At 66.3% G+C, this 22,285-nt stretch carries 21 protein-coding genes; 11 read left to right on the top strand and 10 right to left on the bottom strand.

From position 1 onward, the window contains the following. Positions 1 to 5 precede the first annotated feature (5 nt). Both treS and AUC68_RS00090 read right to left on the bottom strand, forming a co-directional pair. Complete coding sequence (treS, locus tag AUC68_RS00095) at positions 6 to 3,299, bottom strand: maltose alpha-D-glucosyltransferase (protein WP_069435793.1); 3,294 nt, start codon at positions 3,297 to 3,299, stop codon at positions 6 to 8. A 200-nt stretch (positions 3,300 to 3,499) separates the two neighbouring features. Beyond that, the gene (locus AUC68_RS00090; protein WP_069435792.1) at positions 3,500 to 4,930 is read right to left on the bottom strand and encodes an alpha,alpha-trehalose-phosphate synthase (UDP-forming); all 1,431 of its coding nucleotides are present in this window, start codon (positions 4,928 to 4,930) and stop codon (positions 3,500 to 3,502) included. A 390-nt stretch (positions 4,931 to 5,320) separates the two neighbouring features. On the opposite strand from AUC68_RS00090, the gene otsB reads away from it, so the two are divergent. The 3 genes from otsB (at position 5,321) to AUC68_RS00075 (ending at position 8,601) form a co-directional block, all read left to right on the top strand. Continuing rightward, the gene (otsB, locus tag AUC68_RS00085) at positions 5,321 to 6,052 is read left to right on the top strand and encodes a trehalose-phosphatase (RefSeq protein ID WP_069435791.1); all 732 of its coding nucleotides are present in this window, start codon (positions 5,321 to 5,323) and stop codon (positions 6,050 to 6,052) included. Positions 6,053 to 6,252: 200 nt separating this feature from the next. After that, positions 6,253 to 7,578, top strand: coding sequence for a hypothetical protein (locus AUC68_RS00080; protein ID WP_069435790.1), 1,326 nt, complete (start codon positions 6,253 to 6,255; stop codon positions 7,576 to 7,578). Between the two features lie 753 nt (positions 7,579 to 8,331). Beyond that, positions 8,332 to 8,601 (top strand): hypothetical protein, encoded by a 270-nt coding sequence (locus AUC68_RS00075; protein ID WP_069435789.1) that lies wholly within the window; start codon positions 8,332 to 8,334, stop codon positions 8,599 to 8,601. Here the strand turns inward: AUC68_RS00075 and AUC68_RS00070 are convergent. Continuing rightward, a complete protein-coding gene (locus tag AUC68_RS00070; RefSeq protein ID WP_069435788.1) occupies positions 8,588 to 9,523 on the bottom strand; it encodes a metallophosphoesterase family protein in 936 nt (311 codons plus the stop codon). The two genes, AUC68_RS00075 and AUC68_RS00070, sit on opposite strands and share 14 nt — an antisense overlap. Positions 9,524 to 9,672: 149 nt before the next feature. On the opposite strand from AUC68_RS00070, the gene AUC68_RS17255 reads away from it, so the two are divergent. Continuing rightward, the gene (locus AUC68_RS17255; protein ID WP_069435787.1) at positions 9,673 to 9,969 is read left to right on the top strand and encodes an NUDIX hydrolase; all 297 of its coding nucleotides are present in this window, start codon (positions 9,673 to 9,675) and stop codon (positions 9,967 to 9,969) included. After that, a complete protein-coding gene (locus AUC68_RS15370; protein WP_244500309.1) occupies positions 9,906 to 10,271 on the top strand; it encodes an NUDIX domain-containing protein in 366 nt (121 codons plus the stop codon). The genes AUC68_RS17255 and AUC68_RS15370 overlap by 64 nt, the downstream gene beginning before the upstream one ends. Here the strand turns inward: AUC68_RS15370 and wrbA are convergent. Then, positions 10,240 to 10,857, bottom strand: a complete 618-nt coding sequence (gene wrbA / locus AUC68_RS00060) for an NAD(P)H:quinone oxidoreductase (protein WP_069435786.1) — start codon at positions 10,855 to 10,857, stop codon at positions 10,240 to 10,242. The two genes, AUC68_RS15370 and wrbA, sit on opposite strands and share 32 nt — an antisense overlap. 367 nt (positions 10,858 to 11,224) lie before the next feature. Between wrbA and AUC68_RS00055 the strand changes: the two genes are divergently transcribed. Continuing rightward, a complete protein-coding gene (locus AUC68_RS00055) occupies positions 11,225 to 11,725 on the top strand; it encodes a GNAT family N-acetyltransferase (protein WP_069435785.1) in 501 nt (166 codons plus the stop codon). A gap of 15 nt (positions 11,726 to 11,740) precedes the next feature. Here AUC68_RS00055 and AUC68_RS00050 read toward each other — a convergent pair whose 3' ends face one another. The 5 genes from AUC68_RS00050 to AUC68_RS00035 all read right to left on the bottom strand — a co-directional run bounded on the left by AUC68_RS00050 (position 11,741) and on the right by AUC68_RS00035 (position 18,634). Continuing rightward, entirely contained in the window at positions 11,741 to 13,834 is a 2,094-nt protein-coding gene (locus tag AUC68_RS00050) for a hypothetical protein (RefSeq protein WP_069435867.1), read from the bottom strand. A 3-nt stretch (positions 13,835 to 13,837) separates the two neighbouring features. Further along, positions 13,838 to 16,687 (bottom strand): DUF4159 domain-containing protein, encoded by a 2,850-nt coding sequence (locus AUC68_RS00045; protein WP_069435784.1) that lies wholly within the window; start codon positions 16,685 to 16,687, stop codon positions 13,838 to 13,840. Continuing rightward, the gene (locus AUC68_RS17250) at positions 16,684 to 17,208 is read right to left on the bottom strand and encodes a DUF58 domain-containing protein (RefSeq protein WP_244500321.1); all 525 of its coding nucleotides are present in this window, start codon (positions 17,206 to 17,208) and stop codon (positions 16,684 to 16,686) included. Before AUC68_RS17250 ends, AUC68_RS00045 begins: the two co-directional genes overlap by 4 nt. Continuing rightward, positions 17,184 to 17,345 carry a hypothetical protein gene (locus tag AUC68_RS17245; protein WP_244500320.1) on the bottom strand — a complete coding sequence of 54 codons (162 nt, stop codon included), beginning with the start codon at positions 17,343 to 17,345 and terminating at the stop codon, positions 17,184 to 17,186. Before AUC68_RS17245 ends, AUC68_RS17250 begins: the two co-directional genes overlap by 25 nt. A gap of 293 nt (positions 17,346 to 17,638) precedes the next feature. Next, positions 17,639 to 18,634 (bottom strand): AAA family ATPase, encoded by a 996-nt coding sequence (locus AUC68_RS00035; RefSeq protein WP_069435783.1) that lies wholly within the window; start codon positions 18,632 to 18,634, stop codon positions 17,639 to 17,641. 238 nt (positions 18,635 to 18,872) lie between these two features. Here AUC68_RS00035 and AUC68_RS00030 point away from each other — a divergent pair, with 238 nt between their 5' ends. The 5 genes from AUC68_RS00030 to AUC68_RS00010 all read left to right on the top strand — a co-directional run bounded on the left by AUC68_RS00030 (position 18,873) and on the right by AUC68_RS00010 (position 21,710). Beyond that, positions 18,873 to 19,346 carry a DUF1285 domain-containing protein gene (locus AUC68_RS00030; protein WP_083240236.1) on the top strand — a complete coding sequence of 158 codons (474 nt, stop codon included), beginning with the start codon at positions 18,873 to 18,875 and terminating at the stop codon, positions 19,344 to 19,346. A 123-nt stretch (positions 19,347 to 19,469) separates the two neighbouring features. Further along, on the top strand, positions 19,470 to 19,730 hold the full coding sequence (locus tag AUC68_RS00025) for a DUF6111 family protein (protein ID WP_069435782.1): 261 nt from the start codon (positions 19,470 to 19,472) through the stop codon (positions 19,728 to 19,730). A 30-nt stretch (positions 19,731 to 19,760) separates the two neighbouring features. Further along, entirely contained in the window at positions 19,761 to 21,032 is a 1,272-nt protein-coding gene (locus AUC68_RS00020; protein ID WP_069435781.1) for a CCA tRNA nucleotidyltransferase, read from the top strand. Positions 21,033 to 21,099: 67 nt separating this feature from the next. Then, positions 21,100 to 21,354 (top strand): type II toxin-antitoxin system HicA family toxin, encoded by a 255-nt coding sequence (locus AUC68_RS00015; RefSeq protein WP_069435780.1) that lies wholly within the window; start codon positions 21,100 to 21,102, stop codon positions 21,352 to 21,354. An 8-nt stretch (positions 21,355 to 21,362) separates the two neighbouring features. Further along, on the top strand, positions 21,363 to 21,710 hold the full coding sequence (locus AUC68_RS00010) for a type II toxin-antitoxin system HicB family antitoxin (protein ID WP_193407067.1): 348 nt from the start codon (positions 21,363 to 21,365) through the stop codon (positions 21,708 to 21,710). Positions 21,711 to 21,840: 130 nt separating this feature from the next. Here the strand turns inward: AUC68_RS00010 and AUC68_RS00005 are convergent. Further along, on the bottom strand, positions 21,841 to 22,285 hold a 445-nt coding region (locus tag AUC68_RS00005; protein ID WP_280138487.1), incomplete at its 5' end, for a TCP-1/cpn60 chaperonin family protein.

Here is a 22,285-nt window from a genome sequence, read left to right as displayed (position 1 = left end):
GGCAGTCACGCGCCGTCCCCGTCGGTCGTGGTGTCGAGCGGTGCGACGAGCTCCAGCGCGGCCCGCAGCGGCGTGGCGAGGTAAACCGGCCGGTTCGCGCCCTCGTACAGAATTTCCTCGAAGAGCTTGTCCGCCAGGAACAGCGGGAGAAGCTCTCCGCCGGCGAGATGAGAGCCTCCCGTGGAGTCGTCCCTCGCCATGCCGTAGGAGCGCAGGAAACGCCGCTCCGCCAGAGAGCGCCAGGTGAGGCCCCGCGTCTCGATCTCTTCGAGATGTGTCGCGCCCCGTTGCCGCTGACGGTCCACGGCCGTGCGCGCCGCGTAGTCGAAGGAGCGCAGCATGGTGGCGATGTCGCGAGAGGCGGGCGCCTTTTGCCGCCGCTCCTCGACGGGCCGGTCCGGTTCGCCCTCGAAGTCGATGATGTAGATGTCGTTCGCGGCCACGAGAACCTTGGCCAGGTGGTAGTCGTTGTGCAGGCGCAGCTTGTTGCCGCGCGCGATCGCCGGAACCAGCGTCTCGATTCGCCGGATCATCGCCTCGCGCAAAGTCAGAAGCTTGCCGGCGAGTTGAAGCGTCTCCGGGTCCGTCGTGTCCGGCAGCCTTGCAAGGGAGTCGAAGGCGGCTTCCGCCCGCGACACGGCCCGCTTCAGCCAGTCTTCGAGATCGGCGTCCGTAACGGGTTCGGGCGCGAAAGCCGGATCGGTTTCGTCGGCGGCGGCAAGGGCGCGATGCAGTTCGCCCGTCCGGCGCCCGATCGTCTCGATCGTGGTCAGGGAATAGGGAAGCCCCCGGTCCTCGCCGTTGCCGGACAGGGTCTCCTCTTCCAATTCCCGGTCGAGCGCATCGACCACGACGGACCAGCCGTCGCCCTGGTTGCGGATGTATTCGAACGCCACGGCCAGCGCGGTCGGAACGCCGTCCTCGTTCATGTGCTCGAGCGTACCGAGCAGGGCCGGGCTGTTGGCGAAACCGGACTTGGCCAGAAAGTGTCCCATCTCGATGCCGGGATCGATGCCCGTACGCAGGCGCCGCGCCAGTTTCAGGACGACGGAGTCGCCGAGCGTGCGCACCGTGTGCGCGTGCTCGCCGGTCGCCACGCGGCGCACTTCGAGCGGTTCCGACAAATCCAGTGTACGGAGCTTTTCGGTCGCGCCGAACCGGAACGTGCCGCCGACCGCCGGCAAGGTCGCGTGCGTCCGCATGGCGTTGAGGAGTGCGCGCGGAAACGTCTCGCCATGCACCGCGTCGAAGGCGATGCCGGATCGAGCGCCGCGCCGGACCTTGCCGAGGACATAGGGCAGGATCGGACTGTCCTGACCCAGGCGTTCCTCGCCCCAGGCCAGCTCCACCGGAATGAAGTAGCGTTGTGCGGTTCCGTCCGCCAAGGTCACATTGCCCAGAAGGAGAAGGAAGCTCTCGCGGGCTTCGCGCGGGATCTCGCCGAGCCGTTCGGGTGTGGCGCGGGTGATCTTGGCGTCTTTCGGCCCGAACCATCTTTGCCGCGCGATATAGGTCGGCAGCATCTCGTTGACGATCCGGTCGATCCGCGCGGTGTCGCTGCGTTGGCTTTCCACCACCCGCCAGCCGTCGGCGAGAATGAAGGTCTCGAGCTCGGGCAGGGATTCAGGCTCCTGTTCGGGGAGCGAGGGCACCTGCGCTGGATCGGCGAGGATGAACCAGTAGAAGCCGTAGGCCGGAAGGGTCAGGAGATAGGGCAACGTCCCGATGGGCGGGAATGCGGAGGCGCCGGTCAGCTCGACCGGAACCTTGCCGCGCTGGCTCGCCAGATCCAGTTCGACCGCCTGGGCCGAGCGGGAGAGGTTGAAGACGAACAGGATGACTTCGCCGTCGTGCTCGCGCAAATAGGCAAGGACCTTCCGGTTCGTCGGGCGCAGGAAGGTCATGTCGCCGTTGCCGAAGGCCGTATGGGTCTGCCGCACGGCGATCATGCGTTTGGTCCAGTTGAACAGGGAACTCGCATGCTTTTGCTGCGCTTCCACGTTCACGGTTTCGTAGCCGTAGATCGGGTCCATGATCGGGGGCAGGTACAGGCGCTGCGGATCGGCGCGCGAGAAGCCGCCGTTGCGGTCGGCCGACCACTGCATGGGCGTGCGCACGCCGTCCCGATCGCCGAGATAGAAATTGTCGCCCATGCCGAGCTCGTCGCCGTAGTACAGAACCGGGGTGCCGGGCATCGACAGGAGGAGGCCGGTCAGCAGCTCGAGCTTGCGCCGGTCGTTGTCGAGGAGCGGGGCGAGCCGTCTGCGGATGCCGAGATTGAGGCGCGCGCGGTCGTCGGTGGCATAGGTCTCCCACAGGTAGTCGCGCTCGGAGTCGGTGACCATCTCCAGCGTCAGCTCGTCGTGATTGCGCAGGAAGATGGCCCATTGGCAATCGTCGGGGATCGGTGGCGTCTGGCTGATGATGTCGGTGATCGGGTAGCGGTCTTCGCGCGCGAGGCTCATGAAGATGCGCGGCATGAGCGGGAAGTGGAAGGCCATGTGGCACTCGTCGCCCTCGCCGAAATAGGGGCGCGTGTCCTCGGGCCATTGATTGGCTTCCGCCAGCAACATGCGGTCCGGATAGCGCTCGTCGATCTCGGCCCGGAACCGCTTCAGGATCTCGTGGGTCTCCGGCAGGTTCTCGTTGTTGGTCCCGTCGCGCTCGATGAGGTAGGGCACCGCGTCGAGGCGCAGACCGTCGACCCCCATGTCGAGCCAGAAGCGCAAGACGCGCAGGATGTCCGACAGCACGCGCGGATTGTCGTAGTTGAGGTCGGGCTGGTGCGAATAGAAGCGGTGCCAGAAATAGGCCTTCGCCACCGGGTCCCAGGTCCAGTTCGACGTCTCCGTGTCGAGGAAGATGATCCGCGTGCCGGGGAACTTCTGGTCCGTGTCGCTCCAGACATAGTAGTCGCGCCAGACCGAACCGGGTTTGGCTTTGCGCGCCCGCTGAAACCAGGGATGTTGGTCCGAGGTGTGGTTGACCACGAGCTCCGTGATGACCCGGATGCCGCGGTCGTGCGCCGCCGCCACGAATTGGCGGAAATCGCGCATGGTGCCGTAAGTCGGATTGATGGAGGTGTAGTCGGCGATGTCGTAGCCATCGTCCCGCAAGGGCGAGGGATAGAACGGCAGCAGCCACACGGCGGTGACGCCAAGGTCTTGAAGATAATCGAGTTTCTTTACGAGGCCCGCGAAGTCGCCGATGCCGTCGTTATTGGCATCGAAGAACGCCTTGATATGCAGTTCGTAGATGACAGCGTTCTTGTACCAGTGCCGGTCGTTGCGATCGATCATGTGGCTTGGGCGATGCGAAGAGGGTTGGCGATTGAGGATTCCGGGGGCGGGCCCTGATAGGCCATCGTATCGCTCAAAGTAAGAGGGTTCATTCGCCGCGACTAGAGGCAAAGATGCGCCGCCAGTCGGTTCTTTCGTCTCACCGGAACGGATCCCGCGACAGCGGCGCCCCGCTTGGTGCCTCCGTCTTGGCGCCTCCGTCAGGCAGCGCCGGCCTCTTTCGGGAACAGGTTGACCGGATTCGTGTCCGACTCCGCGAAGGACTGAATGAAGCTGTCGCGCCAGTTGAACAGATCATAGGTCTCGATGCGCTGCCATAGCCGGTTGTGGCGGGCCCAGCGTTCCTGGCGCGGCATGGTCAGGGCGCCGTCGAGAGCCCGGGCCGTCTCCTGGATGTCGTGCGGGTTGATGAGCAACGCTTCGCGCAGTTGCTCGGCGGCGCCTGCGAAGCGCGAGAGCACCAGCACGCCCGGATCCTGCGCGGCCTGCGCGGCGATATATTCCTTGGCCACGAGATTCATGCCGTCGTGCAACGGGGTCACGAGCCCGACATGGCTCCGCCGGAACAGCCGGACGAGAATGTTCTGCGGAACGCCGCGATGCATGTAGATGACGGGCTGCCAGCTGAGGTCGCCGAAGCGGCCGTTGATGCGGCCGACCAGCCGTTCCACATTTTCGCGGATCTCCTGATAGACCGGCAGTCCTTCGCGCGTCGGGGGCGCGATCTGCACAAGCCGGACCTTGCCCCGGTGTTCGGGATATTGTTCGAGCAGAACCTCGAACGCCCGCAAGCGCTCGGGCAGCCCCTTGGTGTAATCGAGACGGTCCACGCCGATAATGGTCTTCACGTCCTCGCCGGCGTCGGGGAGAAGCGCGCCCTTGGCGTCTTCCTCGTCCGCGAGGGTCTTGAAATGATTGACGTCGATCCCGACGGGGAACACGGACGCCAGCGTCGTCTCGCCCTGCGCGGTGACCCGGTCGCCCTGAAGCTGCTCGCCGTCCAGCGAGGCGGTGACGTAGCGCCGGAAATTGTCCCGGTCCGACGTCGTTTGGAATCCAACCACGTCGTAGACCATCAGCGCGTTGCCGAGACGCTTCTGGCTGGGGATCGCCGCGAAGATCTCCGGCGAAGGAAAGGGCGTATGCAGAAAGAACCCGATCCGGGCCGTGCAGCCGCGCCCGCGCAATTCCTCGGCCAGCGGGATCAGATGGTAGTCGTTGATCCAGATGATGTCGTTCGGCTGCAGCAGCGGCATGAGGGCGTCCGCGAAGCGCCCGTTCACCTGGAAGTAGATCTCGCTCTGCTCTTCGTTGGACTGGGCGAGATCGAGCCGGTAGTGCAACGCCGGCCACAGGCAGCGGTTGGCATAGCCGTAATAGTAGCCCTCCGCCTCCTTATCCGTGAGATCGATCGTGGCGACGGTCAGTCCCGAGATGTTCTCGACGTGAGGCGGCACGGAGAGGGCGTCGTCGCGCGTGTCTCCGCTCCAGCCGAACCAGAGCCCCTTGGAGGCCTTGAGCGCATCGCCGAGTGCGACGGCCAGGCCGCCGGTCTGGAACTTGGCCTTGAAGTCCGCAACGCGGTTCGAAACAACGACAAGGCGGCGGTTATTTTCCGTCTTCTCAGGCATCAGCGTCTGGTTTCACCTTGGCTGGCCGGGCGCGCCACCGGATGCGGGCGCGCGGCCGAATCATTCGTCTGTGGACTTACGTTTGTCATATCCCGTGCGGATGACGTGGCCATGTCCTGCTGCCACGCCCTGCCGCCATGTCCTACTGCCATGTCTTGTTATCATGCCCCGCTGCGAGGTCCCCTGGCGTTTCGCAACCTATCGTATAAGAACCTCGCAGGGCGCGCATCGCGCATGCCGCGGTCGGCACATGATCATAACCGGAATCGTCACAAAGGGTTCGGAACATTTCGAATATTTTTGGCAAGTTGGGCGGCGGACCCCGATTTTTGCTGATCTATGCCGCTTTGCCTGCCTCCTTCCAAGACAACGCCGCGCCAATGGAGAACCATGACCCAGAATTTGCCGGATGTGCCGCGCTCAAGCGCATTTTTCTTTGATTTCGACGGGACGCTGGTGGCGATCGCACCGCGCCCGGACCTGGTTGCCGTCGAGCCGCATGTGCGCGAGATCCTGCGCGCGCTCGCCATCCAGTTCGATGGCGCCGTCGCCGTTGTCACGGGCCGTCCCCTCGAGGTGGTGGACGGGTTCCTGGCGCCGGTCGCGCTCCCCGTCGCGGCCGAACACGGCTCGATCCGGCGCGATTCACGCGGCATGCTTCATATCGATGAAGGGAACGAAGCTGCGGTGGCGGCCGCCCATGCCGCGCTGGAGCCCTTGGCGGAGGACAACGCCGGGCTGCTTTTGGAGCGGAAGCGGTCGTCCATCGCCCTCCACTTCCGTCAGCGGCCGGAGCTGGCGGCCGTTTGCGAAGGCGCCGTCCAGGACGTGGTGGCCGAGAACCCCGGCCTCGTCATTCTGCCGGGCAAGATGGTGTTCGAGTTGAAGCCCAAAGGCATCGACAAGGGCGAGGCCGTGCGGGCCTTTCTGGGGGAGGCGCCGTTCCAGGGGCGGACGCCGATCTTTATCGGCGACGACGTCACCGACGAGCATGCCTTCGAGGTCGTCAACGCGCTGGGAGGCCTGTCCGTCAAAGTCGATGACGGGGATACGCTGGCGCGATTCCGGACGGACCGTAAGGGCTTGTTCGAATGGCTCTTTCGGGTTGTCGACCAAGGCTAGCAGGCGCGCCGGCCCCGCCGACTTACATCAGGCGGGCGCGGTTCCTATATATAACGCAGGTGTGCGAAGGGTACGGGGGCTCTTCCTTCAGTCAGTTCCTACGGTGTCACAGGAGAGGTGTCACAGGACATGCTTGACGACGGACAGCGCGGCACCGCCCTCGTGGAGGCCTACGACGCGGCGTGCACGAGATTGAAGACGTGACATCCGCTCCCCCCGCCAAGGAGGAGTCGTGGCTGTCGCGTGTCACGCGGCGCCGGGACACGCCTGCCAAGGAACGCGAAACGCGCGTCACCCAGAAGGTGGTGAAGCCGGGCCCGCTCGGTATGTTCCTCAAGCCCATCGGGATTGCGATCGGGTTGATCCTGATCGCTTATGCGGTGCTGTCCTTGGGAACCACGTTCTATCGCAGCTATTACCGCCATCTCGATCACACCGCCGCCGTCCATCCCGACGATAGTCTTTTCGATATCTTCACGCCCAGCCGCACCTTGCCGCCCGACGCGGTCGATCTCGTGGTGAAGGATGTCGACGGCAAGCTGCACAAGCTCGTCGTCGGCCAGTCGGAGGCGGACAAGTTCGTCAACGACACGATCCTGATGCTCGACGAGGAGCGCGCGCGCATCAAGCGGGCCGCCCATGAGGACATGGCCCGCAGCTTCGAACTCGCCTTTCAGGATCGCGATGCGGCCATCGAGGCCTATGCAGACTGGTTCTTCGCATGGAAGCGCTCATACATCGTGCTGAAGGAAACCGTGGCGTCCGCGGTCAGCCGGTTCTTCGAGACCGGGAAATACGAGTCGCTCGGCGAGGCGATCGAGGCGGACGTCGACGAGTACTTTCTGAGCAACTACACGGACCAGGTCCTGAAGCCCGAATTGCGCGATCAGACGATCACCAAGGGCGTGGAGCAGGCCGTGCGCCATGCTCATGACAGTTTCCGGCGCGTGATTGCCAACACCGACATGCGGCTGCAGTTGTTCCTCGCCAAGCACACCAGCAACATGGAGGACATTCCGAAAACCACCTCCATGACCAATCTGAAGCTGGATTGGGATGCGCAGAAATGGAAAGCGCCGACGTATCTGATGGAGGACCGGGCCTTTGACGGTGTCGTGGGCGTCGGGGCTGCCGCGGCCGGCGGGACCATCGGTGCGCTCACGCTCGGCCGGGCGATCAACGGCATCGCGGCGCGCAGCTTCGGGCAGATGTCCACGCGTCTTGCCACCTCGCTTGCCACGCGCGCGGGGCCGGCGCTGCAGGGTGCGGCGGTCGGGACCGTCGTCGAGCCCGTGGGCGGCCAGGTGATCGGCGCCGCGCTTGGCGTAGCCATCGGCATCGCCATCGACTACTTCGTCAACGAGGCGAGCGAGGCGATCAATCGCGAGAGCTTCGTTGCCGCCAACGACGAGGCGCTGGACTCCACGATCGCCGCCTGGCAGCTGGGGCTCGACAAGAGCGTCGATGCCGCCATCGACAAATGGTTCGACGATGCGAGAGCGTCCGTTGTCCTGGCGAACCGGTAAGGGCGCGGCCGAGCCGCAGACGCCGTTCGGATCGGATCCGGTCCGGCGCAGACGCTCGGCGGCCAGCTGGCTCACGGTGAATCGGACGCGTGCGGACGATCGAGGCGAAGGCGTGTCTGGCTCCGGTTCGGATGCGTTGTCTGACTCCGACGACGACGCTTGGCCGATGCGCGATTTGAGGTCCTCCAGACCCGTGCTGACCGGTCCGGTCCGCCTGACCCCGCTCTCGCGGGCGCGGGAGGTGGCCGAGGCGGCTTTGGCTGCAGCCCCACTGACGGAAGACGAAGCGTTCGGAGCCGAAACGTCCCACGCCGAACCGTCCCACACCGAAGGGTGGCGGGCCGATGCCAAGCCCAAGTTCGAGGCCGCGGCTTCCCCGACCGAGGCGGCGGCGTCCAGGTTCGAGGCGGCGTTCCGAAGGACGAAAGACGAGACGGAAGAAGAAGAGGACTTTTCGGCGATGGACAACAGCGTCAAGGCAATCGCGCGCCCGGCGGCGAGCCGCTCCTTGCGCGAGGCGATCGGGCGGGCAAGGCTCGAGGAGGCCGAACGGCTCGATCGCACGGCGGACCATCGCGATGGGGAGCTCGCGCGGCTTGAGCTTTTGAAGGCCGAGCTGGACGCGGTCTTCGCGGACATTCCCGGGCACGACGACCGGTTCAACCTGGCGCTGGTTCCGAGCGGCCGGCGCGGCTGTGGGTCGATCTGTTCACCTATGTCACCGTCGATGAGGATACGAACGCCTATCTGTTCATGCGCAACAGCGAGAACGGGCGCCGGACGTTGTTTCGCGCAACCAACGTGGTCGAAACGGCGGACCGTATCACCGACTATGTCGCCGGCGAGATCGTGCGCCGGGAGCGCATGGAGGCGGGTCTGCTTCAGCCGGCCATTCGGCCCCACGGTACCGATGCGGAGCCGAAGCCTCGGCTCAACACGCGCATGGTGATCTTGAGCTTCATCGTCGGATTGCTGACCGGCGCGGTCGGATTGTTCGCCGCGGTCTGGCTCAGCGCGACCTGAGCACGCGTTTCTCGCACTCCCAGACCTGGCCGTCCAACGTGGCCGCGCGGCCGGTCATCTCCACACACCACCCGTTTCCCGCCCGTTCGATGGCGTATTCGTTGTAGCGCGCGGCCGGAACCCGGCCGTCCACCGCCTCGGACGCGGACGGAACGCCCACGACGATCGCCGGGCCGCCGGCGGTCTCGCAGTCGAGGACGCTCTGTTCGTGATTGTGGCCATGGAGGACGAGTTCTGCGCCATGGTCCCGCAGCACCCCTCGAACCTCGCGTGCGTCCCGTAAGCCGCGTCGCCAACCGGCCTGCCCCGGAAGCGGCGGGTGGTGGATCAGGACCACGCGGAACAGTCCTTCGCGGCCGAGCCGGTCGAGGACGTCGGCGAGCGCACGGCGCTGCGTCTCGCCGAGCCAGCCGGCGGCGACGAACGGCGCCGTCGGAACGGCCGAGGACAGGGCGATGAGAGCGATGTCGCCAAACCGCCGCACGAAGGGGAAGCCGCCCGGCGGCGTCTCGTAGAGCGCATGGCCGGCCTCGTTGGCCTCCATGAAGGGGCGCCAATGGGCCGTGGTCTTGTCGGGATGGAGCCGCACATAGGCGTCGTGATTTCCCGGAATGGCGGTGACCTCGTCCGGGGCCCCGAGCTGGCGCAGCCACTCGGCCGCAGGCGGGAATTCCTGTGGCAGGCCCAGATTGGTGAGGTCGCCCGTCACCGCGATGTGGTCGGGACCGCGCACTTTCACATCGCGCGTGAGGAGGTCGAGGACGTCGCGCCGATGCACGAACTTTCGTCCCCGGTGCCAGTTCACGTAGCCGAGGAGCCGCTTGGACAGGAGTTGGTGCCGTTTCACCTTCGGCAGCGGACTCAAGTGAATGTCCGAGAGATGGGCGAGTGTGAACACGGACCGGGCCTCATTGGCGCTCATGGGCTCTGCCTATTGCAAAAAGCCGCATCCGCCAAGAGAACGTGCCCGGCACCCAAGAGAAGCGGCCCGCGCCGAGGCGAACGCTCCCCGCGTCGCGGCCGGCCGCCGCAGGAGGCGGACCGTCTGGACAAGGACCTGCCTGTGCCGTCATGGTGCGGCTCGATTTCAGCACGATGACAGCGGAGACTTTGCGGTTGAGCAAGAACGGACCACGCAGCAAGCGCCTGTCGCGGCTCATGACGGCGGCGTTCCGGCCCGTCTGGCGTCTGCGCCGCGGCATGACGCTGGGGTCCCAGGGCGCGGTGATCGACGAGGCGGGCCGTGTCCTTCTCGTGCGGCATAGCTATCGGGCTGGCTGGTATTTTCCGGGCGGTGGCGTCGAATGGGCGAGACGCTCGAGGATGCGCTCGCACGCGAGCTCGACGAAGAGGTGGGCGTCACTCTGACGGGCCCGCCGAGCCTGCACGGGATGTTCTCCAACAACACGAATTTCCCCGGGGATCACATCGCCCTTTATCTGGTGCGGGACTGGACGCGAAAGGGCGATTACCGGCAAAGGGGCGAGATCGCCGAAACGGGGATGTTCGCCCTGGACGCTCTGCCCGAACCCTTGGATCCGGGCACGAACCGCCGTCTTGCGGAGATCTTCGGCGCGCGCCGGTCAGTCCCCTGTGGTCGGGCTAAACGGCGTCGCGGGACGGACCTCGGCGGGCGCGCTACTCGTCGCCCGTCATCAGTTTCTTGGTGATCTTCGCGACGTGGTGACCCTGGAAACTTGCCAGGTTCAGTTCCTTTTGCGAAGGCGTGCGCGAGCCGTCCGGCGCGGCGATCGTGCCGGCGCCGTAGGGTGAGCCGCCCCTGACCTCGCTGATGTCCGGCAGGTCCGGCGCGGAATAGGGCAGACCCACGATGACCATGCCGTGATGGATGAGCGTGTGGTACACGGACACGATCGTCGTCTCGTTGCCGCCGCCCGTCGAGGTCGAGGTGAAGACGCTTCCGACCTTGCCGATCAGGGCCCCGGCCGCCCAAAGCGGACCGGTCTGATCGAGGAAATAGCGCATTTGCGAGGACATGTTGCCGAAGCGCGTGGGCGTGCCGAGGATGATGCCGTCGTAGTCGGCGAGTTCGGCCGGATCGGCGATCGGTGCGGGCTGTTCGACCTTCATGCCGGCGGCCGCCATGACGTCGTCCGGCATCAGCTCGGGAACGCGCTTCACGGTCACCCGAATGTCTTCCACCGCACGCACGCCGTGCGCCATCGCGTAGGCCAAGGTCTCGGTGTGCCCATAGGATGAGTGATAGAGAACGAGCAGCTTCGCCTTGTCTGCCATGAATAACCCCGCTTAATCTTCGGATCGTGCGTTCACGCCCCACCTTGCCAGAGCCGAAGTCTAGCAATTCCAACACTATAACGTGAGCCGATAACACTTAGTGAACTTGGGGCGGTTCGTAAACGTGCCCGAGCGCTCCGGGCCCTCGATGATGCTGGACCTCTTGGCGTCGTCCGTGATATGGCGAGCGCCCATGATGTGGACGAGCAAGACCATAACCCGTCTTCAGCGACGACGAGCACGCGCCCGCTTTACGCGGAACGCCTGACCCTCGCCGCCGCCTCGCCCTGAACCCACGCACAATCAGCTGGTCACGTTTGGCGCTCGGTAGGGATTTCCCTTCGCCCTTTTTCCTGGTGCCAACCCTATGACGACCTTCGACATTCGCCCCGAAACCGAAACCGACATTCCGGCGCTCAATGCGCTTTCCGAGAGCGCCTTCGGCCCTGGCCGGTTCGCGCGCAGCGCCTACCGCGTGCGCGAGGGCGTCGCGCCCGTGGCCGCGCTCAGCCTGACGGCGTGGAGCGAGGGCAGGGTGGCCGGCGGCGTCCGGTTCACGGCCATCCGGGTCGGCGAACGCGACGGTGGGCTCTTGCTCGGGCCGCTCGTGGTCGATCCGGTGCTCGCGGGCAAAGGCTGGGGCAGGGCGCTCGTCGAGGAAGGGCTGGCGCGCGCCCGCGAAGCCGGGTTCGGCTTCGTGCTGCTGGTCGGGGATATGCCTTATTACGCCCGCTTCGGTTTTCAGCCAACGGCGCAAGGCGCGATCACCCTTCCGGGACCGGTCGATCCGGCGCGCCTCTTGGGCGTGGAGCTCGCCGAAGGCGCACTCGAGGGCGCGGCCGGTCAGGTCAGGGCGTATACGGCCTAGCCCGAGGAAGAGCGCCTAGCGGCCCTCGCGGTACCAGGCCGCGGCGAGGAGTCCGAGCAGCAGGGCCAGTGCCAGGAAGCCGCTGAAGAGCGGGAACAAGCGCACGCCCTTGACGTGATAGGCATCGCGCTTGTGGAGACCGAGCCAGTCGGTGCCGTGCATGACGTGGCCGCTGCGGATCATTGGCAAGCCGGGGAAGGCCACCCCTTCCGTGTCGTCACGGCCCATCCAGAACGCGCCGCCGCCCGTGCCTTCGAGGACCGGCCCGAGCGGTTCGTCGGATGCGGTCACGGCCGCGAACTCGCGGGTGTTGGCCTTGCCCACGGTGGCAAGCCCCGCAAGGTTGCCCGAGGCCACGCGATAGACGCCGTGTTCGTCGACTTGCAGCACCTTGCGCCAGATGCCGCGTTCGCCCTTGTCGAGCTCGACGCTCATCTCCTCGCCCGACGGCGTGGTCACGATCACCGGGTCCACTTCGTCTTCGATGGAGCGCCGTTCGATGATGAGGCTTTGCCCTTTGCTCGAGGCCCTCAGGGTCTCCTGCTCGAGCTCCGGCTCCTTCATCAGCCAATGCGCCAGGCGCCGCAGCAGGTCCGAGTAGGGCCCGCCACCGTCATAGCCGCGCGCCCAGAGCCAGGCCTGGTCGGAGAGCAGCACCGCGACGCGGCCCTTGCCGCGCTCGCCGATGACCAGAAGCGGCCGGCCGTCGGCGCCTTCCATCAGAACCTCCGCCTCGCGCGGGGAGACATCGACCACGCGGAACCAGCGGCCCCAGGTCGGGTCGGTCCCGTGGGCGCCGCCGCCACGGGCGCCTTCGAGATCGCCGGTCACCGGGTGCTTGGTGCCGAGGTCCGACAGGGCCGGGCGGTAGGGCTTTTCGATCACGCGTCCCGAGGGGGCCGCGGGCAGGATCTCGCCGAGCGGGGTGCGGTAGAGGCTCAAGGGCGATGCGTAGTCGTCGCCGGAGGACACCAGCACCGCGCCGCCGCGCTCCACATAGCGCGCGACGTTCTCGAGATAGAGCAGCGGCAGGACGCCCCGGCGCTGATAGCGGTCGAAGATGATCAGGTCGAACTGATCGAGCTTTTCCTGGAACAGCTCGCGCGTGGGGAAGGCGATGAGCGAGAGCTGGTTGATCGGCGTGCCGTCCTGCTTCTCCGGGGGACGCAGGATCGTGAAATGAACGAGGTCCACGGACGCATCGGACTTCAACATATTGCGCCAGGTGCGCTCGCCCGCGTGGGGTTCGCCGGAGACGAGAAGCACGCGCAGGTTCTCGCGCACGCCTTCGACGGTGAGCAAGGCCCGGTTGTTGATCGCGGTCAGTTCTCCGGGCGCGCCATCGACTTCGATCTCCACGATGTTGGGGCCGGCATGGTCGATCTCGACGGGAACCTCGACGCGATCGCCGATGCGCACCGTCTGGGTGCGGGGTTCCTTTCCCTGATGGGTCACGGTCAACGTGGCGATGTCGTCGTCGCGCGGCTTGGATTCGCTGACCTTGACTTCGATCGTCTGTGTGCTGCCGACGATGCCGAACCGGGGCGCTGCCGTGACTTCGAGCCTGCGGTCGAACTCACCCTCCTTGCCGGTCAGCAGCGCGTGCACGGGCGCGTCGAACCCAAGGGCGGCCACCTTGTCGGGCACGTCGTGGACCTGGCCGTCCGTGATCATCACGACGCCGGCCAAGCGGTCCGGCGGCACGTCGGCGAGAGCCTGGCCGAGATCGGTGAAGAGCATCGTCCCGTCCCGTTCGGTCTCGCCCGACGAATTGGACCGCACGACGCGGGTCTCGAGCTTCGGGACCTCCTTGAGGCGGTCTTCGAGCGCCTTGCGGAGCTCGGCCGTGCGATTGGTGCGGCCGGCAAGCGTCTGACTTTGGCTGTCGTCCACGACGACGGTCACGATGTCGTTGAGGGGCTCGCGGTCCTCCCGCTTCAGATGCGGGTTGGCCAGCGCCAGCAGCAGCGCGGCGAAGGCGAGGAGCCGCAGCACGGCGCCGCGCCGGGCGCGCCAGAACAGCAGCGCCAACAGGACGGCCCCGATCCCGGCGATCACCCAAAGAGCGAGCCAGGGCACGAAGGGGATAAAGGTGATGGACCAGTTCATCATCTATTGGCCCAACCTTTCGAGCAGGGCCGGCACGTGGACCTGGTCCGCCTTGTAGTTGCCGGTGAGGGCGTACATCACCAGATTGACGCCCGCGCGGAAGGCCATCTCACGCTGCAACTCGCCGCCGGGCACCACCGGATAGAGCGGGCGGTTGGCCTCGTCGAGCGCCCAGGCGCTGGCCAGGTCGTTCGAGGTGATGACGACGGAGCTGACGCCGTCCGTGCGGCGGGACCGCGCATTGCGCTCCGCCTCGTCCGCGGGCTCGGCCTCGACCCAGAGCGAGCCGCCGTCCCAGCGCCCGGGGAAACTGTTCATCAAGTAGAACGACCGGGTCAGCACATGGTTGCCGGGCACGGGCTCGAGTGCCGGAATGTCGAGCTGGCCGATCAGCCGGGTCAGGGCCTTGCCCTGACTGCCGCCATAGGCCACGCGTTCCTGGTCGCGGGTGTCGAAGACGATCATGCCGCCTTGCTTCATATAGGCGTCAATTTTGGCGAGCGTCTTGTCGGACAGCGGTTCGGCGTCCTCGCGCACGGGCCAGTAGAGCACCGGGAAAAACGACAGTTCGTCGTTCTCGATGTCGACGCCCATGGGCGCGCCGGGCTCGAGGGCCGTACGGGCGCCGAGCACCTTGCTCAGCCCCATGAGGCCGTCCTCGCTGGTGCGGTCGATCTCCCCGTCACCGGTCAGCACATAGGCGAGCCGCGTCTTCAACGTTGCGCGAAGGGCGAAATCCTCCGCGGCTTCGTCCGCGTTCATCGCGCTATCGGGCTCCGCCGCGACGGCCTCGTGCGGCGCGGCCGTGGCCGCGAGCAGGGTGGCAAGGGCGATCGCCGCCGCGGCTCTGTGGTGCCTGCGGATGCCGAGGCCCGTGCTCAGCGCGAGCACCGCAAGGATGTCGAGCGCGAAGATGCCGAGCGCGGCCAGATAGAGCCAGGGCTCCAGGGCGAAGGGCTTCTTCAACGTGTAGAAGCCGACCGTGCTGGCGCCCTCGATGTCGGGGAGCGGCACGAGTTTCGAATTCGTCTTCACGATGTTGAGGGCGCGGGCTTGCCCGGACGGTCCGTAATAGCCCGGCGGATGGTCGGGACCGGCAACCGTCTTGTCGAAACTGTCGGGCGCGATGGGCGCCGCGTTCAGGGGCGGGGGCACGAGCTGGCCGAATCCGTCGAGGGTCTGAACCGGGGCGAGCGCGGTTGTCGCCGAACTGCGCACGGTGCTGGCCGCGGTATCGCCCGCCTCGCCGTCTTCGTCGCTCGGGGCGCCGACCTGGCTCGGTCCCAGGGTGATGGTCTGGCGGAGCATTTCCACGAAGAGGCCGGACAGCGGCAGGTTCGACCAATCGGAATTCGCGGTCACATGGAACAGGACGATCCAGCCGTCGCCGTGATGCTTGGCCGTGACGAGCGGCGTGCCATCGGCCAGGGTCGCCCATACTTCGGCATCCATCGCGACGGCCGGATCCGCGAGAACCTGCCGGTTCACGCGCACGTCTTCCGGAATGTCGAGCCCGCTGAACGGGCTGTCGTCCTCGAACGGCGAAAGCTGTTGCGGCGTTCCCCACGACAGGGCCCCGCCCATGGACCGGCCGCCGCGCCGTAAGGCGGCGGGTAGGAGTTCGTCGCCGCCTTGCTCGAGCCGGGGTCCGGCGAAGCGGATCAGCACGCCGCCCTTGTCGAGCCAGGTCTCGAGCTCTTCCTGGGTCGCCGGAACCAGCTTGCCGATATCGGCCAGCACGATCGTGGAAACGCGCTGTTTCTCGATCAGGTCGTTGACGGCGGTGGCGACATTGCGCTCGGACGGTCTGATCACATCCGCATAGGGCGACAGCGCGCGTCCACGTAATAGAGCGGCGACAGGAGTGGCTGGCTCCTCGCGCGATTCGCCGGACACGATGCCGACGCGGTGCCACTGGGACTGCGCGTCCAGCAGGTGCACTGCTCCGGCAGAGCGCTGCCCCTTGATCTGAAGGCGCGCCACCTGGTTGCGGATTTCGAGAGGCAGGTCGAACGGCGCAATGGCCTCGGTTTCGCCGGCCTTGATTACGAACGGCGCTTCGCCCAGCGGTTCGCCGCGTGCCGTCAGCGCGCGGAGGCGTCCCAACAGAGGGCCTTTGGCACCGGCGACGACGCGGCCGGCGAGAACGCCGCCTTCGGCGCGCGCGTGCCCGACGCCGAGGGCCGCTTCCTGAGGGCCGGGCTTCAGCACGGTGAGGCTGCCGCCCTCGGCCAGCTTTGCGAGAGCGTCCGCGAATGGCTGCGCATGCCCGTAGTCGAGACCGTCGCTCAGCCACATACGCTGTAGCCGGATGTCTCCTTCAGAGTCTCCGCCAGCGACGCGGCCAAGCTCCCGGTCCGGTGCGAAGGGTTGGGGCACGAGTCCGGCGATGCGTTCGCGGACCGCATCCGCCGGCAGCGGTTCGCCGATTTCGTCGGTGGAGGCCGTCGGCACGATCAGGACGGTGCGGTCGTCGCGATCGGCACGGTCGATGGCGGCCTCGATGGCCTCGCGCCGCGCGCTCCAATAGGCCGCGGACGCCCAACCATTGTCGACCACGAGAAGGAGCGTGCCGTCTCCCGTGAAGCGTCCCTCGTCGGGATTGATGACGGGCCGCGCCAGCGCCAGGATCAGCAAGGCGGCGAGCAGCATCCGCATGAGGGTCAGCCACCAGGGGCTGCGCGCCGGCGTCTCTTCGGTGGGCTTGAGCTCCTTCAGGAGACGCGTTGGCGGAAACTCGACGACCTTCGGGCTCGGCGGGGTGAAGCGCAGCAGCCACCAGATCGCGGGCAGGGCCGCGAGGGCCAGCAAGATCCAAGGCTGCATGAAGCCGATGGGGCCGAGCGTCATCATGAGCGGGCGCCCGTTTCGGCGGCGGGCGCGGTGGCGGCGCGCCCGGGGCGGTAGCGGTAATCGCGCTCCTGGCCTGCGAGCTGGCCGTGCACCGCCAGCAGCACTTCCTCGGCGGGCCGGTCGGTGTGATGCAGGACGAAGGACCAGCCGAGTTGCCGCGCCACCTCCTGAAGGTCCAGGCGGTGACGCTCGATCCGCTTGCGGTATTTGTCTCTCAGATCTTCCGCGCGGCCGGCGATCATGGTGTCTCCGCCTTCCGAGGCCTCGAACTCCGTGCGTCCCGAATAGGGCAGGGTCTCTTCGGCGGGATCCAGAATCTGCACCAGATGTCCGCGCACGCCCTGACTGGCGATTTCATGGAAGCGGGCGACGGTGTCCTCGATGGGCTCCAGAAAATCCGAGAACAGGATGCACTCGGAAAAGCGGTTGAGGCGTGCCGGGGGCGGCAGGCTGTCATCCGCCGTTTCGCTCAAGAGGACCTCGGCGATCTTGCGGCTCACATAGCGGCCCGTGGATGGCACTCGCCCATCAGTCCGATCCGTTCGCCCGAGCGCGCCAACAGCTCGGTGAGTGCGAGCGCCAGGACGACGGCACGGCTTTCCTTCGTGTCTTCGACAGGAACGACCGGAAGCGCATCGAAGGCGACAGGTCGAGCCAAAGCCAGACCGTGTGCGCGGCTTCCATTCGCGTTCGCGGACGAACAGACGGTCGGAGCTTGCGGAGCGGCGCCAGTCGATCGCCGCCATGGGATCATTCGTATCGAAATGCCGGAACTGCCAGAAGGTCTCGCCGGGGCCGGGCCGGCGGCGCCCGTGGGTGCCGTGTGTGACAGTATGCGCGACGCGGCGCGCTTCGACGAGCAGCGCGGGCATTCGCGCCGCAAGCCCGTGGGCCTGGGCCTCTTCCGCCAGAAACGGTTGAAGCGCTGCGCGTACGTTTGCCAAGGCAGGCCTACTTCAGCGGCTCGATGAGCCTTGCCATCATGTCGCTCATCTCGATCCCTTCCGCGCGCGCGGCGAAGGTCAGCGACATGCGGTGTTTCAAGACGGGCTCGGCGAGGTCGATCACGTCGTCGACGGACGGGGCGAGCCGGCCCTCCATCATCGCCTTGGCGCGCACGGCCAGCATGAGCGCCTGGCTGGCGCGCGGGCCGGGACCCCAGGCGATCATCTCGTCCAAGGTCTGGTCGATGCCGGTGCCCGGGCGGGCGGAGCGGACGAGTTTCAGAATGGCGTCGACGACCTGGTCGCCCACGGGAAGCTGGCGCACCAGCCGCTGGGCGACCATCAGCTCCTCGGCCGTCAGGATGGTCTTGAGCTTGCGCTCCTCGGTGCCGGTGGTGGCGAACAGCATGCGCCGCTCGGCGTCGATATCCGGATAGGAGACGTCGATCTGCAACAGGAAGCGGTCGAGCTGCGCTTCGGGCAGCGGATAGGTGCCTTCCTGCTCCAGCGGGTTCTGCGTGGCGAGCACGTGGAACGGCAGCGGCACGTCGTGACGCACGCCGGCCATGGTGACGTGGTGTTCCTGCATGGCCTGGAGCAGGGCCGACTGGGTCTTGGGGCTGGCGCGGTTGATCTCGTCCGCCATCAGGAGCTGGGTGAAGATCGGCCCCTTCACGAAACGGAACGCGCGGGAGCCGCTCGAGTCTTCTTCCAAGACCTCCGAACCCACGATGTCGGACGGCATCAGGTCCGGCGTGAACTGGATCCGCTTGTTCTCGAGTCCGAGCACGGCGCCCAGCGTCTCCACAAGGCTCGTTTTCGCAAGGCCCGGCACACCGATGAGCAGGGCATGTCCGCCGGAGAGCAGCGTCACCAGCGCCAAGTCGATGACCCGCTCCTGGCCGAAGATGACGGTCGCGGTCGCCTCGCGCACATCCTGGATTTTGGTTCCGATTTCATCGAGGCGGTCGACGAGCTGGGGGTCGGATTCAAGTGTGGTCATGACTGTCTTATCTTTGCTTCCGTTTTGCTCGATCCACAGGGTGGAGAAAAAATAGGGCCAAAGTCGTATGAAAGCAGAACACTTTGATCGGCTATCGGATCACAATCCCTTGTTCGTATGTTCTAAGGTCTTTGTTGCGAACACCAGGTCGTTTTTGGCGGAATACGACAATGCCTGAGGAGAACACCAACCGACTCGTAGCACCTGCAATGATGGCGGCAAACGAGCCAAGCCTTCATTGCCAAAGCTTAATGTTTGCGGCGACATCGGCCTGAAAATCACGCGCGACGGCACGTGGTTCTACGAGGGCTCGCCCATTGGCCGCAAGCCCTTGGTGAAGCTCTTTTCCACCGTGCTGCGGCGCGAAGAGGACGGCTTTTACCTGGTCACCCCGGTCGAAAAAGTGCCGATCGAGGTCGAGGGAGAGCCGTTTATCGCGGTGGCGATGAGCCGGGACGGGGAGGGCGCCGATCAGCGCCTGACCTTCACCACCAATGTGGACGATGTGGTCACGGCGGGACCCGGGCATGCCATCGGCTTTCGTCGCGAGCCCGAGGGCGGGCGGGCCCCGTACGTGGAGGTGCGGGACGGCTTGCGGGCCCAGCTCTCGCGCGCGGTCTATTACGAACTCGCCGACATGACGGTGGAGACCGAGCAGGGACCGGGCGTGTGGAGCAGCGGGGTGTTTTTTCCCTTCCCGATGGACGAGTAGGCCTGACCCGCGCGGCCGGGGGAAAGCGCGCTCGCCTTCGGCGCATCGCGCCGCTAAGCTCCCGCACCAAAGGCGCGTCAAGACCCGTGCCGAATAACCGATTTGGGGAGACTGCCGGGACAGATGTTGCGCGTTATTCTGATCAACATCCTGTTGTTTCTGCTGCCCTTCCTAGTCTACGCGGCCTACGTGGTGTGGGTGAAGGGCGTCGCCCCCAACCGCGCGATGGCGGGGGCCCCGTTCCTGTGGCTCGTCATCGCCGGCCTCGTGGTCTTGTTCGTGGGGCTCTTCACGCTGGTCGACTTCACCGGCGGCGATCGCGAGGGCCGCTATCAACCGTCCGTTCTGGAAGACGGCGTCATCAAACCGGGCGGCATCAATTGACCTTCCGCCCTTCCTGTCGGACCCAGTCCCATGGCCGAGCACGACACACCGCAAGACAAGAGCAACGACTTGGCGCCGCCGTCGCTCGATGCTGCCCCGTGGCTCGCGCGGCCCGAGACCGTCCGCCTCTTTGAGGCGCTGTCGGGGGAGACCGGTGCGACCCGCGCGGTGGGCGGCGCCGTGCGCGATGCCTTGCTCGGACTGCCGGTCTCGGACGTCGATTTCGCCACAACCATCGTTCCCGAGAAAGTCATCGCGCGGGCACGCAAGGCCGGCCTGAAGGCCATTCCGACCGGCATCGCCCACGGCACGGTGACGGTCGTCGTCGACGGCGTCTCGTTCGAGGTCACGACTTTGCGGCACGATGTGGAGACGTTCGGCCGCCACGCCACGGTCGCCTTCACGGAGGACTGGGCGGAAGACGCAGCAAGGCGGGACTTCACCTTGAACGCGCTCTATGCCGGCATGGACGGGACGCTGTTCGATCCGCTCGGCGGCTATCCGGACCTGGTGGCCGGGCGCATCCGCTTCATCGGCGACCCGGCATCGCGCATCAAGGAAGACTATTTGCGCATCCTGCGCTTCTTCCGGTTCAACGCGTGGTATGGCCGGGGCCCGTTCGATGCGGCCGGGCTGTCGGCCTGCGTGCGGGCGCGGGCGGGCATGCGCCGGCTTTCGGCGGAGCGGGTGGCGAGCGAGGTGAAGCGGCTGCTGGTGGCGCCGCGCGCGGCCGAGGCGATGTCGGTCCTGTTCGACCATGGGCTTATCTGCGACATCCTTGGCGGCGTGCCGCGTCTCACCCGTTTCGCGCGCCTCATCGGCATCGAAGATGCGCTCGACCGCCAGCCCAGCGCCATTTTGCGCCTCGCCGCCCTGGCGGTGTTCGTCCCCGAGGACGCAAAGCGCCTCGCGCGCCGGTTCAAGCTCTCCAACGCCGAACAGGCCCAGCTCGCACTCGGCGGCGTTCCCTTCGACGAGGCCTTGCCGGACGAGGCCGCGGCCAAGCGCAAGCTCTATGCGCTGGGGCCGGATGCCTACACCGCGCGGGTGATGCTGGCCTGGGCGACGGGCGATGCCCCCGTGACCGATCCGGACTGGCACCGCGCCGCGACCTTGGCCGCGCGCTGGGAGGCTCCGGTCTTCCCCTTGCGCGGCACGGACATCGCCGCGCTCGGCAAATTCTCCGGGCCCGAGATCGGCGCCATGCTGCGCGAGGCCGAACAGCGCTGGATCGACGGCGGTTTTGCGGAGGATCGCGAAGGGCTTCTGGCCTTGGCGAGAGAGCTGGCCGGGGTGCCCTGAGTATCGGTGCGCCGATTGCTATCAAATTATGATAGCATCCCGCAATTTGATAGCATAGAATGCTAGCATGAACAGCAAGCACAAGAAGACCCTTGCGGCTCTGTTCAACGACCCTCTCAAGGGGACGCTTGCTTGGGCCGATATCGAGCGCTTGCTGATCGCCGCGGGAGCGGAGGTGGTCGAAGGGCGCGGTTCGCGGGTCCGGTTCGAAAAGGAGGGCGTGTCTGCCTTCTTCCATCGTCCGCACCCGGACAAGGAAGCCAAGAAGTACCAAGTGAAACTCGCGCGAGAGTTCCTGATCAAGATCGGAGTGAAGCCGTGAGCAATGCAATGTCCTACAAGGGCTACCAGGCTCGAATTGAGTACGACGACGACGACCGTATCTTCTGGGGCCGCTTGGCTGGCATCAACGACATCATCAGCTTTCATGCCGACAACGTCGAAGCGTTGCGCATGGCCTTTGAAGAGGCCGTGGACGACTATTTGGAGACGTGTGCGACGCACGGCAAAGAGCCTCAAAAGCCGTACTCCGGCAAGATGATGTTCCGCGTTGCGCCCGAGGTCCATCGGCGCGCGGCCCTGGCGGCGGAACTCGCGGGCAAGAGTCTGAACCAATGGGCCGAGGAGTTGATCGACAGCGCTACTCGGGACGCGGACGACGGGCAGCGCGCGGCCTGAATTGCGCCGACAAAGACTTGGCTCGGAGGATCGGTCGCTGTCCCCCGTGTGCCCGCAAAAAAGCCGCGCCCGAAGGCGCGGCTCGTTGTTCTCAGGCGCGTCCGAAGAGACGCGATGGACCGGGTGGGGCTTAGAAGCCCATGCCACCCATTCCGCCCATGCCACCCATGTCGCCGCCGGGCATGGCAGGACCGGACTTCTTCGGAATCTCGGCCACCATCGCCTCGGTGGTGATGAGGAGGCCGGCCACCGAAGCGGCATCCTGCAGCGCGGTGCGGACGACCTTTGCGGGATCGATCACGCCCTGCTTGACCAGGTTGCCGTACTCGCCCGTCGCGGCGTTGTAGCCGAAATTGTACTCGGCCTTGTCGAGGATCTTGCCCACGACCACGGCGCCGTCTTCGCCGGCATTCTCGGCGATCTGACGGAGTGGAGCCTGGAGTGCGCGGCGAACGATGTTGATGCCGACCTTCTGGTCGTCATTGCCGGCGCGCAGGGACTCGATCGCCGTCAGCGCACGCAGCAGCGCCACGCCGCCGCCCGGCACGATGCCTTCCTCGACGGCGCGCGGGTCG

The organism is Methyloceanibacter methanicus (genome assembly GCF_001723285.1).
Taxonomy (GTDB): Bacteria; Pseudomonadota; Alphaproteobacteria; order Rhizobiales; family Methyloligellaceae; genus Methyloceanibacter; species Methyloceanibacter methanicus.
Note: the sequence above shows the minus strand (reverse complement) of the source record. Positions and strands in the feature narration are given on the sequence as shown.